The sequence below is a fragment of the Anaerosporobacter mobilis DSM 15930 genome (genome assembly GCF_900142955.1).
Taxonomy (GTDB): Bacteria; Bacillota; Clostridia; order Lachnospirales; family Lachnospiraceae; genus Anaerosporobacter; species Anaerosporobacter mobilis.
In genome coordinates, this window is sequence record NZ_FRCP01000015.1 from 33,819 (window position 1) to 48,503 (window position 14,685).

The window sequence follows — 14,685 nt, forward strand, 5'->3', positions numbered from 1 at the left end:
TTTTCCATAATGATTTATACTTCTTCATCATTTTGCAAGAAAACGGATTCATTCTTGCATTTCGACATTCTATTATCATAGTAATTTTTCTCAAAATTTAATTTATTTTACTTTTTTATATATTCTTTTCTTGTTTTTTGCGTTTTTTTATGATTATTTTTCTCTATTTTTACTCATAAAGAAAATTGTACCATAATTGGAATAATTGTCACATTGCGAATTCTGTCGTTTTCCTTGATTATATATATATATGTGACCTAAAATAAATAACTTCTATTGTGTTAATTTAAAAGAAAAGGTAGGAAATTAATGAAAAATAACAAAGAAACAAAACAGACGAAAGTATCCATTATTGAGCGCGTTGGTTCTAAGATACCTGATCCCGTGATCATCTTCATCTGCTTATATGCCTTTGTAATGATAATTACAGGATTATTCGGAGGTTCAACATTCGAAACTCTTGGTCAAGATGGTTCTAATGTGGTCTATGAAATCAAAAACATGTTCCATACTGAAAACGTACTTTGGATCTTTAACAATGCACTCTTAACGAACTGGTTAGCATATGCAGGGGGTATCCTTGGTACTATTCTTATCGTAATGTTCGGTATTGGTATCGCGGAAGAATCTGGTCTTCTAGCAGCATTAATTCGTAAGATTGGTGGTAATATATCTCAACGTTTGTTACCTTACTTATTAGTATTCTTAGGTATTATGAGTAATATCGCTACAGATGCTGGATACATTATCTTAATTCCACTTGCAGGTTTATTGTATCTTGGACTAAAGAAAAACCCCTTAATTGGTATGTTCGCTGCATTCGCTGGTGTATCAGCTGGTTTTAGTGCTAACTTAGTTCCAGCTACTGTGGTTGATATCATTATCGGAAAAAACGCACAAGTATTTGCTGAAAGTCAAGGTGTTCCTTTTGTATCTTACTTAGGAAAATCAATCAACCCATTCATGATGCACTACATCTTCATGATTGCATCAACCGTATTGTTAGTGTTGCTTGGCGGTTTTGTCACAAATCGTTTTATTCGTCCTAAGTTCGAAAAGATAGATTATATAGTTCCAAAAGATTTCCAAATTAACGAGTATGGTGTAACAAAAGAAGAAACTAAGGCTCTTAGATGGGCAGGTCTCGGATTCATATCATCCCTTGCTATCTGTGTAATCATTGCAATGGGACCACTTGCTACTTACGTAGATGATGCTGGCCAGAAAGTAATGCCTTTCCTTGACAATATCATCTTATTAATCACATTCGTATTCTTCACAAGTGGTTTATTCTATGGTATCGCAATAGGTAAATTCAAAAAATCAAACGACGTTGTTACTGCAATGTCAAAACAAATCGGTGGAATGGGATATGTTATCGTTCTTACATTCTTCAGTTATAACTTCTTAGCGTTGTTAACTTACAGTAATATTGGTACGTATATTACTTATCTTGGCGCTAACTTACTTGAAGTATTGAATCTTTCAAGTTCTCCAACACTATTAATTATTGCTTTTATTATCATCACAGCAATCATCAACCTTTTTGTTGGTGGCCTTACTACCAAATGGATGTTACTTGGACCAATCTTCATTCCAATGTTATACCAAGCTAATAGTAATATGACACCAGACGTTGTTGCTGCTGCTTACCGATTAGCAGATTCTTCAACAAATATCATAACACCACTTATGAGCTATGCGGGTGTTGTTTTAATCTACATGAGAAAATATAAAGAAGATTTCACTGTCGGTAACTTAATTACAGCTATGTTACCATATTCAATTACATTCTTAATTAGCTGGACATTATTATTACTCGCATTTATCGGATTCAAGATTCCACTAGGATTCTAGATTGGATCTAGACAATAGAAGATAATATACAAAGAGGCCGTTGCAAAATTAAAGTCTTCGCATATTTTTCAGTCGGAATACTTTCACACACCATCAAAAAAACAATCTTCACGAATTATCTGTCCATATGTAGACACTACGTGCCTACTCTTGCCAGACAATTTGTTAAAGATTGTTTTTTTGATGTGCATTACAATGCTTTCTGTCTAATAAATATGTTATAGATGTTGAAACCATATTTAGCAACAGCCTCTTTGTTATATTGGATTATAGTTTAAGCACTTCTCCATCTCTTAAGTGTTGGAAGATAGTTTGTAAGCATCTCTCTTGCTTCATCTTCTGTTTTAAATTCACCATCTTGTAGTACGAATGGAATACAACATTCTATCATCTCTTCCATCGTCTCTTCTTTACTAAATGCTCCGTTTGGATAACAGTAACAGCAATATTCATCATTCTTACTGCTATCTGCATTCTTTCCAAACTGTTCTTCCTCCTTCATTGGCATTCCACAACTTTGACAAATCTTTACTTCCATAATACATTCTCCTTTTAGTATATTCTCATTACCTTTTAGATTCTAACATGTATTAGTTGACACCGAATGTCATATTTAAAATGCTACTCATATTCTTTTATCGTTTCTAATAGAATGCTTCGAATTCTCTCTTTCATATACCCAGGTTCCACTACTTTGGCATACTTTCCATATGATAAAATCATTCCATATACCCAATCATCTAGTATATATTCCACTTTAACCTTGAAATTGCCATCTTCAAGTTTAGTTACACACTCTGCCTCAAAGTTATCATATACACGGTACCCCTGTGATTGATCGATATATATGGTTAATGCTACACTTTCTTTCTTTTGGTTTGAAAGATTCTGTTCTTCTACTTCAGATTTCTCCTCTACCTCTTCTATAAGAAACTTAACTCTCTGGTTATACTCCTCTTCAAAGGATTCTTCTAATATAATCACTTGTTGCATACGATTCAGCTTAAAAACCCGTAACCCTTTCTTCTTAATACAAAACGCTTTCAGGTACCAGGTATAATCCTTAAACCATAACTGCAAAGGTTCTACCACACGCTCCGTAACTTCGCACGAGCGACTATAATACTGAAATCGGATCCTTTTGTGATGAATAATTGCTTGTTTAAGATTAGAGTATAATTCTTGTTTTTGATTGCTCCAGTCAGAAAAGTCCATTGCAAGCCATCTTGGTTGCCTCATCTGAAATACACTACTCAACTTGGCTAGTATTGCATCTGTACTTCCTTTTTCAACTTCAGCCATACTTTCTAATGCTGCTAGAATATCTCTTTGTTCTGTTTCAGAAACTAAACTCTTATCCAGAATGAAATTATCTAGTAAGCAAATGCCACCATAACGGCCTTTTCTCGCATACACTGGTACCCCTGCGAGACTTAGTGCATCGATATCTCTGTATATGGTACGAACGGAAACCTCAAACCGCTCTGCCAATTCCTTTGCTGTTATACTTTTCTTTTGTAATAATATGTACAGAATCTCAAACAAGCGGTTCATGTCTCTTCCCTCATCTCTTTATTATTATAGATAAACTAATTACATGATTATAGATACTCTTATTATCTAGTTTACTCTATACTACCTTTATAAGTGGTAATTACCTTCCCTAACCGTTTTATTCCTTCCTCAATCATAGTAGCATCTGAATTCGTATAATTCAATCGTAATGTACGCACATCGCCCTCTTTCGTATAGAAGGGATTACCAGGCACGAATGCTACATTTTCTTGTAGTGCCATCTGAAACAGTTTTGCACTTGACAATCCTTCTGGCAATTCTGCCCACATAAACATACCGCCTTTGGGGCTCGTCACCTTAACTTCCTTAGGAAATTACTTCTCTGTTGCCGCTAACATTGCATCCCTTTGTTCCTTATACAAGTATTGCCATTACTAGTCCCAGATCATTTGAAGAATGTCAAACTGGACTTTTACAACTTAAAAAACTTCTTAACAATTCAAACGACTTTACTTATCTATAATGTTTCTGATATAAACATAAGGACCTGTTGCCCGAATATTTCCCCACATATATTCTATCCTAAAGCACTAATCTTACGATTTGCTTTTAGAGAATATCGGAAATCCTCGTGCAACAAGCCCTTATTATACTCATAAGCCTACACACTACTATCATTAATATCAATAGAAAGTGAATTCATCTTTCTATTGTAAGTTGTATTCATCTATCATAGTATTCACAGCAGTATAGATTGCATCTACTAAATCTTTTTTAGTGTAAGTCTTTTCTGCATTCTTAGACACCCAACCATTAACTCCTTCTGTGAAATACACAATTGCATCATATTCCTTGTTTGTAACTACAGCATCTTCTTTCTTCGTACTAATGTTTGCAAAGAATACGATTTCGCCATTTAATGCATAAGCACCTGCACTTAGCAACTCACAACCTATAGGGACAACTTCTTCCTTCGTAGTAATGAATTCACCAACTAGTTTTTTCGTGATGCTTTTAATTGCACATTTTTCTTTCTTTGTTACTTTAGTTTCTGGTTTAACCGCTGTTTTTGTTACACATTTCTTGTCTGTACCTGCTAAAGCAACATTCACCATTTTCCTCTTGTTGAGAGATTTTTTTAACTGTCTTTTGTTCATACTTTCCTTTCCTTCCAGTAACTTTTCAGTCAACATTCGCCTTAAGTTGACGACTTCGTCAACCTTACGATGATTATTATGTGATGTGCATTTACACAACAATGTATAATGATAGCATAACCTGTTAATATTTGTCCATACAAATTTTTTCCACAAGTATAGGGTATATCAACTAATCAGCATAAAAACCAGTTCACCGTAACCTGTACCTTAGAAACGCATCTCTGGATAATAACAGGAAAGACCAAGTTTACACATAAGACGGCTTTCTTCTGGTAATTGCATACGTTCAAGATATTCTTCTTGTGACTTACAACTCTCAGCGATTTCAAGATTTTGTTTTACATAACGGATATCGTTACATATATTCTTCCATTCATCCGTACGTCCAACAATTTTACATGCGGTAATATTCATCTTAACAAAACGATAGATAGAGCATAAGCCACATGCATATTCATGAAATGACTTAGTATAGATTAAATCATTCAACTCTATATTATGTCGCTTTTTAAAATTATTATCTTTGATATGAATCTGGCTATCTGCGCTGATTAGACTTCCACAGATGGAGCACGATTCATTCCTATGCATTCCAAGGCAGTTAGCATCTGAGAACATGCAACCATTACGCATCATGAAAACTTCGTATTCTACATCTGGTACTTCTTTAACTATTGTCTCGATTTCATCAACCGATAGATCTCTAGGAATTATAATTCTATTCGTACCTTTGTTTCTATAAAATTTAGCTATCTGTGTATTGTATACCCCGCTAATTGTACTTACAATAACCGATAATTCTAGTTTATCCGCAATTTCTACTAGTTCAATACAGGATACAATAACGCCATCCACATCTGCTTCTTTCAAGGCAATAAAGTATTTCTTAATCTCCCCCAATTGTTCTTCTGAATAAATACTAGAGTTAAACGTTACATATATCAACATTCCTTTGTTCTTGACAGTATTAATGATTTCTATAACCTCTTCTAAGGAAAATGGATTCGCGTTCTCTTTAAATCCAGACATACGATTGATATCTGCAAAATCACCAAATCTACTCGTCCATTCCTCATCATAGAATCCTATATAGAACTCTCCTGCTCCGGCAGCAATATAATCATCAATATGCTCCATATTATTAAGTGGAACTAATATCTTCATTGATAAATCCCTCCCATTCCACAGGAAAATATATTTCACGGTATTTACTTACTCCTTCAATCTCACAGTCTCTATTATCAAAATAGATTGCTCTTCCAACCCGAATCCATTCTCTACCATCTTGCATGTCATATCGAATAATTGTCTCTTGGCATTCTTTCGCACAAGACTGATTCGGTCTGAATTTCTTCTCAATTTGCTTATTAATAGAGGCATATTCACAAATCTGACCTACTGTCATATAGCAAAATGGTGTATGCACTCCTATCACAATTCCCTTTGGCTTATTCTCAAAATTAATAGACACATGGGTTAATTCAAACTCCATACCGTCAATCTGATATTGTTCTATCAGACGAATTAGATATTTCGTGAATATCTTTGGTTTTAGTACAGTTTTAAAATAGGCAGGATATCTAGGATCACGGTAGTCTTTCATAAATAATCTTCCCATATTCAATCGTACCTCATAATTCTCGTGAATGTATGCAAGCATTCCATAATCATTTACTGTAATCTCATCTAAGCAGTCTTCAAAATACTCACTGTAACCTTCTAACTTCTTAAGTACCGTATTAAGATCTTTCTGAGGTATAACAGGTATTACCAATGTAACTTGTATCTTCATATTCTTAGCTTGCGTAACTATGTCATCAAACAATATGTCATCCATATGCAAAAAGTATTGCGCACAAAAATAAGAGCCGATATAGATTCGCTCAACATGTTCAAATCCTGCTTTTTTTGCTGTCTTCTTAATGATGGCTTCGATCGTCTCTTCCTCTTGGTTCAGATAATTCATAATATCACAAAAATTCAGACAAGATATCTGTTCCATACATGTCTCCTTCCTTCATAACTAAAGACTTTAGTTCAAATCTCTCAATAAGACATATATTTACCAGTTAATACGAATACTATTCATTAACGTGAACCTGTCTTCGTACTTATCTTATAGAGGGAATGACTTCTAATTTAAATTATGATAGAATCTAAGATAGATATAATCCAAACGATTAGGTATGTGTGTTGAAATAATTAGGATATCTATACCTTGTGTGATGTATAAAGATATAGGAGGTAGTAAATTGACTAAAATAAACCGCGAATGGGAAAAAGATGGTTTTGTATTAAGGCTTGCAAAAATCGAAGATGCTGAGCAATATTATGAGGATAATTTTAATCCGTTAGATGCTCAAATAGCTAGATTGACGGGATGTAAAAGTGAGTTCTCTCACGATGAAGTGGTAGGATTTTTTAAAAAATGTGTAAAATCAGAAGAACGATATGATTTCTTAATTATATCTCCAGAGGGCAAAATTATCGGAGAAAGTGTTATCAATGAAATTGATTCTGAAGTAAGGAGTGCCAATTTTAGAATTGGATTATTTCACTCAACCGAATGTGGCAAAGGAATTGGTTCATGGGCAATCTGTAAGACAAGAGATTTTGCATTTGAAGAATTGCAGCTACATAGACTGGAATTAGATGTTTTCTCTTATAATACAAGAGCTGAAAAAGCCTATATTAAGGCTGGTTTCAAACGCGAAGGCGTCCTTAGAGATGCAATCAAAGATGGAGATTCATATGCTGATGATATTCTAATGGCTATTCTTGAAGAGGAATGGAAAGAATTGAAGACTAATTAATAGTTATAACTTATAGATGCAAAAAACATCGCTAGATTATAATTTAATAATCCAGCGATGTTTTTTATTGCAATATGCTTAATCGTCTGAAAACCTTGTAAATTGCAGTTAATGGGACTTGAACCCACACTCAGTAAACCTGAACTAGAATCTGAATCTAGCGCGTATGCCAATTCCGCCACAACTGCATAATGAGTACTTGTTATTATTACCATTTACCATTTATAACTATTTTATTATATCATATGCTTTCTAAAAATCAATGCTTTCTTATTTCTTTTTCTCATAATTATTGTTATTTTTTAAATAATTGCAAATACTTATTTTAAGGAATTTTTAATTGACATTTGGATATATATGATTCATACTATAAACATAAGATTGCTTCAATAAGCAAATATTTAGGAGGTGCCATTTTACATGACTCGTAGAGAGAAACAATTGTTAGAGTGGATTGAAGAAAACCCCTTAATATCACAACAAGAATTAGCTGACCTTGCAGGAATCACTCGTTCCTCGGTTGCAGTTCACATATCTAATTTAATGAAAAAGGGTATGATTCTTGGTAAGGGATATATTGTTCAAAAAAACAATTATGCAGTTGTTCTTGGTGGGGTTAACATGGATATATTCGGAAGACCTTATAACCCACTTATATACAAGGATTCAAATCCTGGACAAGTAAGAATGACATTCGGCGGAGTTGGCAGAAACATTGCGCATAACCTCCGTCTTCTTGGAACTAATGTCAAACTAATCACTGCATTTGGTGAAGATATGAATGCACAAAAGATAACGAAGAATTGTATGGATCTTGGTATTGATACTACTAATTCCTTGACAGTTCCTAATGGCATTACCTCAAGCTATTTATTCATCACTAGCGATGACGGCGATATGGAATTAGCAGTATCTGACATGGAGATATATCGTTACTTAACACCTGATTATATCTCCAGTAAAATGGACATTATTAATAATGCTTCCATCTGTATCATCGATACAAACCTATCAGAAGGAGCGATCAACTATTTAGCACAATATTGTACGGTTCCTATTTTTGTAGACCCTGTTTCGTCAACAAAAGCCAGAAAGTTAACCACTTCTTTAGGCCATTTTCACTCGATTAAACCCAATCGTATTGAAGCTGAGTTACTAACAGGTATCCAAATCACAGATGAAAAAAGTATGAAAAAAGCTACTAAGCATCTATTAGATTTAGGGATCAGTCAAGTGTTCCTCTCACTTGGAAAAGACGGTGTATTCTGCGCCAATAAGTATGAATCCGCACTTTTACCTTGTTTGAAGACTACTCTTGTGAATACTACAGGTGCTGGTGATAGTTTCATGGCTGCTATAGCATGGGGCTACTTAAACGGTCTTAGTTTGATCGAAAGTACTAAATTAGGCCTTGCAACATCAAGTATCTGTTGTGAAGGCAAAAATACTATTAATGAATCTCTTACCATTCAGGCTGCACTAACAAGGGCCCGAATTGATTTGAAGATATAAACACATAATGATAAGATAAAAACTAGGAGGTTATCACATGAATCAATTAAATAAATATCTTGACGTTGCACCAGAAGTGCAACAAGCTCTTGCTGAAGGAAAACCAGTTGTTGCCCTTGAGTCTACAATCATCTCTCACGGTATGCCATATCCACAAAACGTAGAAACTGCTCTTGCAGTAGAAAAAATAATCCGTGATAATGGTGCAATCCCAGCTACAACAGCAATTATCAAGGGAAGACTAAAAGTTGGTATTTCCAAAGAAGAAATCGATTATTTAGGAAAGAAAGGCTTAGGCGTAACAAAAACTAGCCGTCGTGATATCCCTATTCTTGTAGCAAAAGGTGAAGACGGTGCTTCAACAGTAGCTACAACAATGATTCTTGCTTCTTTAGCCGGTGTTAAAATCTTCGCTACAGGTGGTATTGGTGGCGTTCACCGTGGTGCCGAAACTACTATGGATATCTCTGCTGACCTTGAAGAACTTGGAATGACTGATGTTATGGTTGTTTGTGCTGGTGCCAAATCAATCTTAGACCTTGGCCTTACATTAGAATACTTAGAAACAAAAGGTGTCCCAGTACTTGGTTACCAAACTGAAGAATTACCTGCTTTCTACACAAGAAAGAGCGGTTTCAAAGTAGATTATCGAATGGATACTCCAAAAGAATTAGCAGATGCTTTTAGTGCTAAATTAGATCTTGGATTACGTGGTGGTATGTTAGTTACTAACCCAATTCCAGAAGAATATGCTATGGATTATGATACTATTAACAATGCAATCAATGACGCAATTGCTAAGATGAATGAATTAGGAATCAAAGGTAAAGAAACAACTCCTTTCCTTCTTAATGAAATTCAATTAATTACAGGTGGAAACAGTTTACAATCTAATATCCAACTTGTATACAACAACGCCAAACTTGCAGCACAAGTTGCTTGCGAGATGTGTAAATAATCCTCACTAAAGTTCCCCAACTTTAATCATAGAAACCAATCTAAATCTTCAAACACCAATAAAAAGACAATTTTCATGGTTTTATGTGGATATTTCCCACACAAACCTTTGAAACATTGTCTTTTTATTATTCGTTTCCTTCATGTAAATAACTAATAAAGTAATCTCAAACCTTTTCTTCAACTTACCTTATAAGCTCTGTGTAAGTATCTTCATTGAAGATACGTATCCCCTTATTAGCAAGAAGTTCTGCAGTGACACCATTTCCTTCTACTTTATTACCTAAAAAGGTGCCATCATAAATTATTCCAAATCCACAAGAAGGGCTATTCTTCTTAAGGATGGCTGTTTCGCACCTATATAGCTCACTAATACAAAGTGTTTGTTTGGCACCTTTCCTAAAAGCTTCTGTTACATCCGTCCCATCCTTCCCAACTATGTAATCACCTTTTCTCTCTGAAGGCACTCTAGGTGTCGGTAACCCACCTAACTGTTCTGGACATACTGGTATTAAATTATGTTCTTTTCTTAGCTCTAATATCCCTTCGTTCTTACAGTTATCTCCACAATATCTGCAATCTACCCCTAATAAACATGCACTGACTATAATATTCATTCTTGCTATCTCCTCATTATGATTAAAACATACATAAAGTATAGTAATCGATTCTCTACTTGTCAATCGGTTATCCATAAAGACATTTTGTTGATTCTTCCATGTATCTTAAGAAAATTTTAAGGGTTTCTTTCATAATAATTTGTTGACTTTTCTATACATCAGCAATTAAAATCTATATTCATAAAGGTGCTGAAAAAAAGGTTAAATTTACTAAAATTTTATCTGTTTTTAACATTGAAAAACAAATGAAAATGTTATATCATAAAACGGCAAAAGCTTTGATTTCATAATATATTTGGAATGTTCACTTTAATTAGTTATGTATATAGATACTTGGGGAGAGTAGGGTATCAAGATTAAGAATCGACATTGTCTTAATTAAATGATATCACCATGTGGAGGAGGATAATAATGTTACAAAAATTAAAGAATTTATTTTCAAAAGAAGAATTGAAGAATCTGATTCGATTCATTTATCTATCGTTAGCGATAAACCTGTTTATCGAAATTCTAAACAGATCCTCGCTATTAGGAGCGTTAAAACATGTTGTAACGAATCCACTTGTATTCCTTTATAATACATTAATTGTATTACTAACATTCTCAGTTGCTTTTCTAGTAAAACGAAGATTTTTCGTTTCAACCATTGTATCCATCATTTGGTTAGGTTTTGCAATAACGAATGCCGTATTACTCTCATTTCGTGTAACACCTTTTACAGCGGTTGACTTATCTTTAATGGATGAAGCAATACCTATGATTCATGTATACTTAACTAAATGGCAAATCGTACTTATAGTTATAGCTGCTATCGTTGTGATTACTCTCATCGTATTATTATTTATATTTGCTCCAAAATATAAGCAACGTGTAGCTCGTATTCGTAATGCAGTGTGTATCGTTTTGTTATTTGGTTCAATCTTATTACTGACTAGTCTTGGTATTAGTACGAATGCATTAGCTAAAAACTTTGGTAATCTTGCTGATGCATATAAAGATTATGGATTTGTATACTGTTTTACTAACAGTCTTGTTAACACCGGTATTGATAAACCAAAATCATACTCTGAAGAAAAGATGGTAGAACTTGCAGAAGATACATTAACGACTCCACCAGAAATTAAAGAAGACAAAAAGAAAACACCTAACATCATTATGATTCAACTTGAATCCTTGTACGATGTAACACTTATGAAAGATTACACCTATTCTGAGGACCCATTACCTAATTATCATGCATTACAAAAAGAATTTAGTCATGGTTTCCTCAATGTTCCTTCTGTAGGTGCTGGTACAGCGAATACAGAATTTGAAGTATTAACGGGTATGGACTTAGATTTCTTCGGTCCTGGCGAATATCCATACAAAACAATACTGAAAGAAAAAACTTCCGAAAGTATGGCCTATAATCTAAAAGAGCTTAACTACTCTACTCATGCAATACACAATAATGACGGTACTTTCTATGGTCGTAACCAAGTATTTAGTAATTTAGGATTTGATACTTTCACATCTCTAGAATATATGCACAACGTTGAACTAAACCCAATGGGTTGGGCAAAAGATCATGTTCTAATTGAGGAAATACTAAAAGCATTGAAGTCTACAAAAGAACAAGATTTTGTTTATACGATTTCTGTTCAAGGCCATGGTAAATACCCTGGTAGTGAAGATGATTTTTCTGTTCCAGATAGCGCAACATTATCAAGTTCAAATCCAAGTGAAGAAGAACAACGTCAATATACATTAACGGAAGGCTACACACCTGCCGTAGATGCAATCACAGTTGATGGAATTGCAGAAGCAGATCGTTGTGCTTTCGAATATTATGTGAATCAGATTCATGAAATGGATGCTTTCATTGGTGATCTTATTAATGAATTCAAAAAACTAGATGAAGATGTTGTATTAGTATTTTACGGAGACCATCTTCCTAGCTTAGGTATTGAAGCTAGTGACTTAGAAAACGATAATATCTATCAAACATCTTATGTAATTTGGGATAACATGAATCTTCCTAAGATTGATATGGATATGGAAGCATATCAGATTACTGCTTCTATTCTAAAACGCCTTAATATCGATAATGGATATCTTACTAAGCTACATCAGAATTCATTGAATACAGCTAATTATCTAGAAGAATTAGAATTACTTCAATACGATATGCTATATGGAGATCAAACAATCTATGGCGGAACAAGCCCATATATTGCAACCAATCTACAAATGGGTGTGGACAAAATTAAGGTTAATGGTATTCTCACCTCTGGAGACAATATATATATACAAGGAGAAAACTTCACGGAATACAGTAAAGTATTCTTGAATGATACGGAATTAGAAACTACGTATGTCGATGAAAAAAACCTATCAATCAGTACTACTACACTAAACACTGGTGACGAGATTAAAGTTGGCCAAAAAGGTGATGACAAGGTAATCTTAAGTTATTCTGAACCATATGTAGTAAAATAGAATCATATAACAAGAGGAAAGCCTAGTAACAATTCGTTACTAGGCTTTTTTTGGGATACAATTACTCCAGTATGAAGATATCCTTATGCAAATGTCAGGGATACACTTGCAATTTTTAATGATACCTTTATAATAAATATAGATGGTATTCCGCTAAGATTACAAGAACTTTAGGGGAAGTTTTTTCTAACGGAATACCAATATTATAGCGTGAAAAAAGAGCAATTTCTTCATTCATAGTAACCTTAACTAATACAAAACTGCTCAACTAAACAAAAATTTCAATTTTTAGAAGAAAGGAACCAATTTTGTATACTACAAGTATACTTGTGATATACATGGGATGACGATGAATCTACAAGAATATGTTAAATTACACGAGAATAAAAAACACGGTAACTACTTATTACCTATAAAGCTCTATCAAATGAAAGTTCCTGATTACTTTACTGATATCAATATTCATTGGCACGAGGAACTTGAAATAGTTCTTATAACTAGAGGAAAATGTACCTTTCATATCGATTTAAAACCTTATACAGTAACCGAAGGAGACTTCTTAATACTGAATCCTTATGTATTACATTCTTGCTCCCAATACAAACAAGAAGAATATGAGGCTGATACGTTCGTATTAAACTTGTCTATGCTAGATACCAATCATGATAGTTGTTCTATCAAGTTTATTAATTCTATTGCTGATAACAAAGTGATCTTTCCATTCGTAATCAGACCAGATACTCCTGGCTATTCCTTGCTGAAAGAATACTTTTTAAAAAGCAAAAATGCATATGCTGGTAAACAAAAAGGGTTTGAACTTGAATTAAAAGCTTACCTATATCTATTTCTTCATACACTTTTTACTAATATTCCAGTTGAAACACCAGATCCTGTTAATGTTGATGATGTTGTAACCGATAAAATCAAAATTATTCTTAGATACATCAAAGATAATTATACAGAGCAATTAACAGTAAAGGATATGGCAGAACAACTTAATTTTAGTGAATATCATTTCATGCGCTTCTTTAAGAAATATCTTGGTGTTACTTGTATTGAATATATCAATAACTACAGACTTGACATTGCTGCTAAAAAATTATGTATGACCAATCATTCAATCATGGAAGTCGCCTTAGAAACAGGTTTTAATAACATCTCTTATTTTAACAAATTATTTAAAGAGAAGTTCAAATTAACTCCAAAAGAATTCCGTGTTTCAGTAACTACTAATATAAATTAATAGAACAGGCTGTTGATAAAGTTTTCAACAGCCTGTTCTATTTATTAATTATATTAACTAGCCTTGATTAGCCCAATCAGCGGGATACGTCACATAGATAAATCTTGCATAATTTGGTACAGAGAATTTGATTGAAGAACCTTTTGGAATCAAAATCAGTTCCCCTGGTCCTGCAGAAACTGTTTTCCCATTGATTATGATACTAAGACTTCCTTCTATCACATAATCAATCTCATCATAGTTTAATGTCCAATCGAATGTGGTATCTTTCATCTCCATAATACCACAACCAAGACGAGGACTTTCTTCAAGAGAGAATAAATCTTTCGTATACACGATATCTCCGGGCTTACCTGTATCCATTCTATCTTCTTCTGCTACCTTAATTTCTGGAACACGAACAGCTATTACGCCTTCTCTCGTACAATCTTTTTTCGCGTCCAACGAACATCCACTGCCTAGATTAGTTAGTTTCTCATTTAGTATTTCACGAATCATCGATTCAATTGTATAACGATTAACTTCCATTC

General features: G+C 33.8%; 14 protein-coding genes and 1 tRNA gene. 6 read left to right on the top strand and 9 right to left on the bottom strand.

The window, feature by feature from the left end:
* Positions 1-309: 309 nt before the first annotated feature.
* Positions 310-1,857 (top strand): AbgT family transporter, encoded by a 1,548-nt coding sequence (locus BUB90_RS14730; protein WP_073289138.1) that lies wholly within the window; start codon positions 310-312, stop codon positions 1,855-1,857.
* Positions 1,858-2,131: 274 nt separating this feature from the next.
* Here BUB90_RS14730 and BUB90_RS14735 read toward each other — a convergent pair whose 3' ends face one another.
* The 6 genes from BUB90_RS14735 to BUB90_RS14760 all read right to left on the bottom strand — a co-directional run bounded on the left by BUB90_RS14735 (position 2,132) and on the right by BUB90_RS14760 (position 6,534).
* Complete coding sequence (locus BUB90_RS14735; protein ID WP_073289140.1) at positions 2,132-2,395, bottom strand: zinc ribbon domain-containing protein; 264 nt, start codon at positions 2,393-2,395, stop codon at positions 2,132-2,134.
* Between the two features lie 83 nt (positions 2,396-2,478).
* Positions 2,479-3,411, bottom strand: a complete 933-nt coding sequence (locus tag BUB90_RS14740) for a helix-turn-helix transcriptional regulator (RefSeq protein WP_073289141.1) — start codon at positions 3,409-3,411, stop codon at positions 2,479-2,481.
* A gap of 71 nt (positions 3,412-3,482) precedes the next feature.
* Positions 3,483-3,728 (bottom strand): aminotransferase class I/II-fold pyridoxal phosphate-dependent enzyme, encoded by a 246-nt coding sequence (locus tag BUB90_RS14745; RefSeq protein WP_278277299.1) that lies wholly within the window; start codon positions 3,726-3,728, stop codon positions 3,483-3,485.
* Between the two features lie 351 nt (positions 3,729-4,079).
* Entirely contained in the window at positions 4,080-4,529 is a 450-nt protein-coding gene (locus tag BUB90_RS14750; protein WP_139241778.1) for a hypothetical protein, read from the bottom strand.
* 210 nt (positions 4,530-4,739) lie between these two features.
* Complete coding sequence (locus BUB90_RS14755) at positions 4,740-5,696, bottom strand: peptidase U32 family protein (protein ID WP_073289147.1); 957 nt, start codon at positions 5,694-5,696, stop codon at positions 4,740-4,742.
* Positions 5,674-6,534, bottom strand: a complete 861-nt coding sequence (locus BUB90_RS14760) for a hypothetical protein (RefSeq protein ID WP_073289150.1) — start codon at positions 6,532-6,534, stop codon at positions 5,674-5,676. Before BUB90_RS14760 ends, BUB90_RS14755 begins: the two co-directional genes overlap by 23 nt.
* Positions 6,535-6,784: 250 nt before the next feature.
* Between BUB90_RS14760 and BUB90_RS14765 the strand changes: the two genes are divergently transcribed.
* On the top strand, positions 6,785-7,345 hold the full coding sequence (locus tag BUB90_RS14765) for a GNAT family N-acetyltransferase (protein ID WP_242952555.1): 561 nt from the start codon (positions 6,785-6,787) through the stop codon (positions 7,343-7,345).
* Between the two features lie 103 nt (positions 7,346-7,448).
* Here the strand turns inward: BUB90_RS14765 and BUB90_RS14770 are convergent.
* Positions 7,449-7,533 (bottom strand) — tRNA-Leu (locus BUB90_RS14770).
* 232 nt (positions 7,534-7,765) lie between these two features.
* Between BUB90_RS14770 and BUB90_RS14775 the strand changes: the two genes are divergently transcribed.
* Together BUB90_RS14775 and BUB90_RS14780 are read left to right on the top strand one after the other, a co-directional pair.
* Positions 7,766-8,857 carry a PfkB family carbohydrate kinase gene (locus BUB90_RS14775; RefSeq protein WP_073289154.1) on the top strand — a complete coding sequence of 364 codons (1,092 nt, stop codon included), beginning with the start codon at positions 7,766-7,768 and terminating at the stop codon, positions 8,855-8,857.
* Between the two features lie 37 nt (positions 8,858-8,894).
* Entirely contained in the window at positions 8,895-9,815 is a 921-nt protein-coding gene (locus BUB90_RS14780; protein WP_073289156.1) for a pseudouridine-5'-phosphate glycosidase, read from the top strand.
* 184 nt (positions 9,816-9,999) lie between these two features.
* Here the strand turns inward: BUB90_RS14780 and BUB90_RS14785 are convergent, their stop codons facing one another.
* Complete coding sequence (locus tag BUB90_RS14785; RefSeq protein WP_073289158.1) at positions 10,000-10,431, bottom strand: DUF523 domain-containing protein; 432 nt, start codon at positions 10,429-10,431, stop codon at positions 10,000-10,002.
* 414 nt (positions 10,432-10,845) lie between these two features.
* Here BUB90_RS14785 and BUB90_RS14790 point away from each other — a divergent pair, with 414 nt between their 5' ends.
* Positions 10,846-12,912, top strand: coding sequence for an LTA synthase family protein (locus tag BUB90_RS14790; RefSeq protein ID WP_073289160.1), 2,067 nt, complete (start codon positions 10,846-10,848; stop codon positions 12,910-12,912).
* 349 nt (positions 12,913-13,261) lie between these two features.
* Entirely contained in the window at positions 13,262-14,155 is an 894-nt protein-coding gene (locus tag BUB90_RS14795) for an AraC family transcriptional regulator (RefSeq protein ID WP_073289163.1), read from the top strand.
* Positions 14,156-14,212: 57 nt separating this feature from the next.
* Here the strand turns inward: BUB90_RS14795 and BUB90_RS14800 are convergent, their stop codons facing one another.
* A complete protein-coding gene (locus BUB90_RS14800; protein ID WP_073289165.1) occupies positions 14,213-14,683 on the bottom strand; it encodes a cupin domain-containing protein in 471 nt (156 codons plus the stop codon).
* Positions 14,684-14,685: the final 2 nt, after the last annotated feature.

Coding starts and splice junctions, on each gene's coding strand:
- BUB90_RS14800 (WP_073289165.1), bottom strand. CDS start 14,683: ATGGAAGTTAATCGTTATACAATTGAATCGATGATTCGTGAAATACTA.
- BUB90_RS14735 (WP_073289140.1), bottom strand. CDS start 2,395: ATGGAAGTAAAGATTTGTCAAAGTTGTGGAATGCCAATGAAGGAGGAA.
- BUB90_RS14750 (WP_139241778.1), bottom strand. CDS start 4,529: ATGAACAAAAGACAGTTAAAAAAATCTCTCAACAAGAGGAAAATGGTG.
- BUB90_RS14775 (WP_073289154.1), top strand. CDS start 7,766: ATGACTCGTAGAGAGAAACAATTGTTAGAGTGGATTGAAGAAAACCCC.
- BUB90_RS14755 (WP_073289147.1), bottom strand. CDS start 5,696: ATGAAGATATTAGTTCCACTTAATAATATGGAGCATATTGATGATTAT.
- BUB90_RS14790 (WP_073289160.1), top strand. CDS start 10,846: ATGTTACAAAAATTAAAGAATTTATTTTCAAAAGAAGAATTGAAGAAT.
- BUB90_RS14760 (WP_073289150.1), bottom strand. CDS start 6,534: ATGGAACAGATATCTTGTCTGAATTTTTGTGATATTATGAATTATCTG.
- BUB90_RS14740 (WP_073289141.1), bottom strand. CDS start 3,411: ATGAACCGCTTGTTTGAGATTCTGTACATATTATTACAAAAGAAAAGT.
- BUB90_RS14780 (WP_073289156.1), top strand. CDS start 8,895: ATGAATCAATTAAATAAATATCTTGACGTTGCACCAGAAGTGCAACAA.
- BUB90_RS14795 (WP_073289163.1), top strand. CDS start 13,262: ATGAATCTACAAGAATATGTTAAATTACACGAGAATAAAAAACACGGT.
- BUB90_RS14785 (WP_073289158.1), bottom strand. CDS start 10,431: ATGAATATTATAGTCAGTGCATGTTTATTAGGGGTAGATTGCAGATAT.
- BUB90_RS14730 (WP_073289138.1), top strand. CDS start 310: ATGAAAAATAACAAAGAAACAAAACAGACGAAAGTATCCATTATTGAG.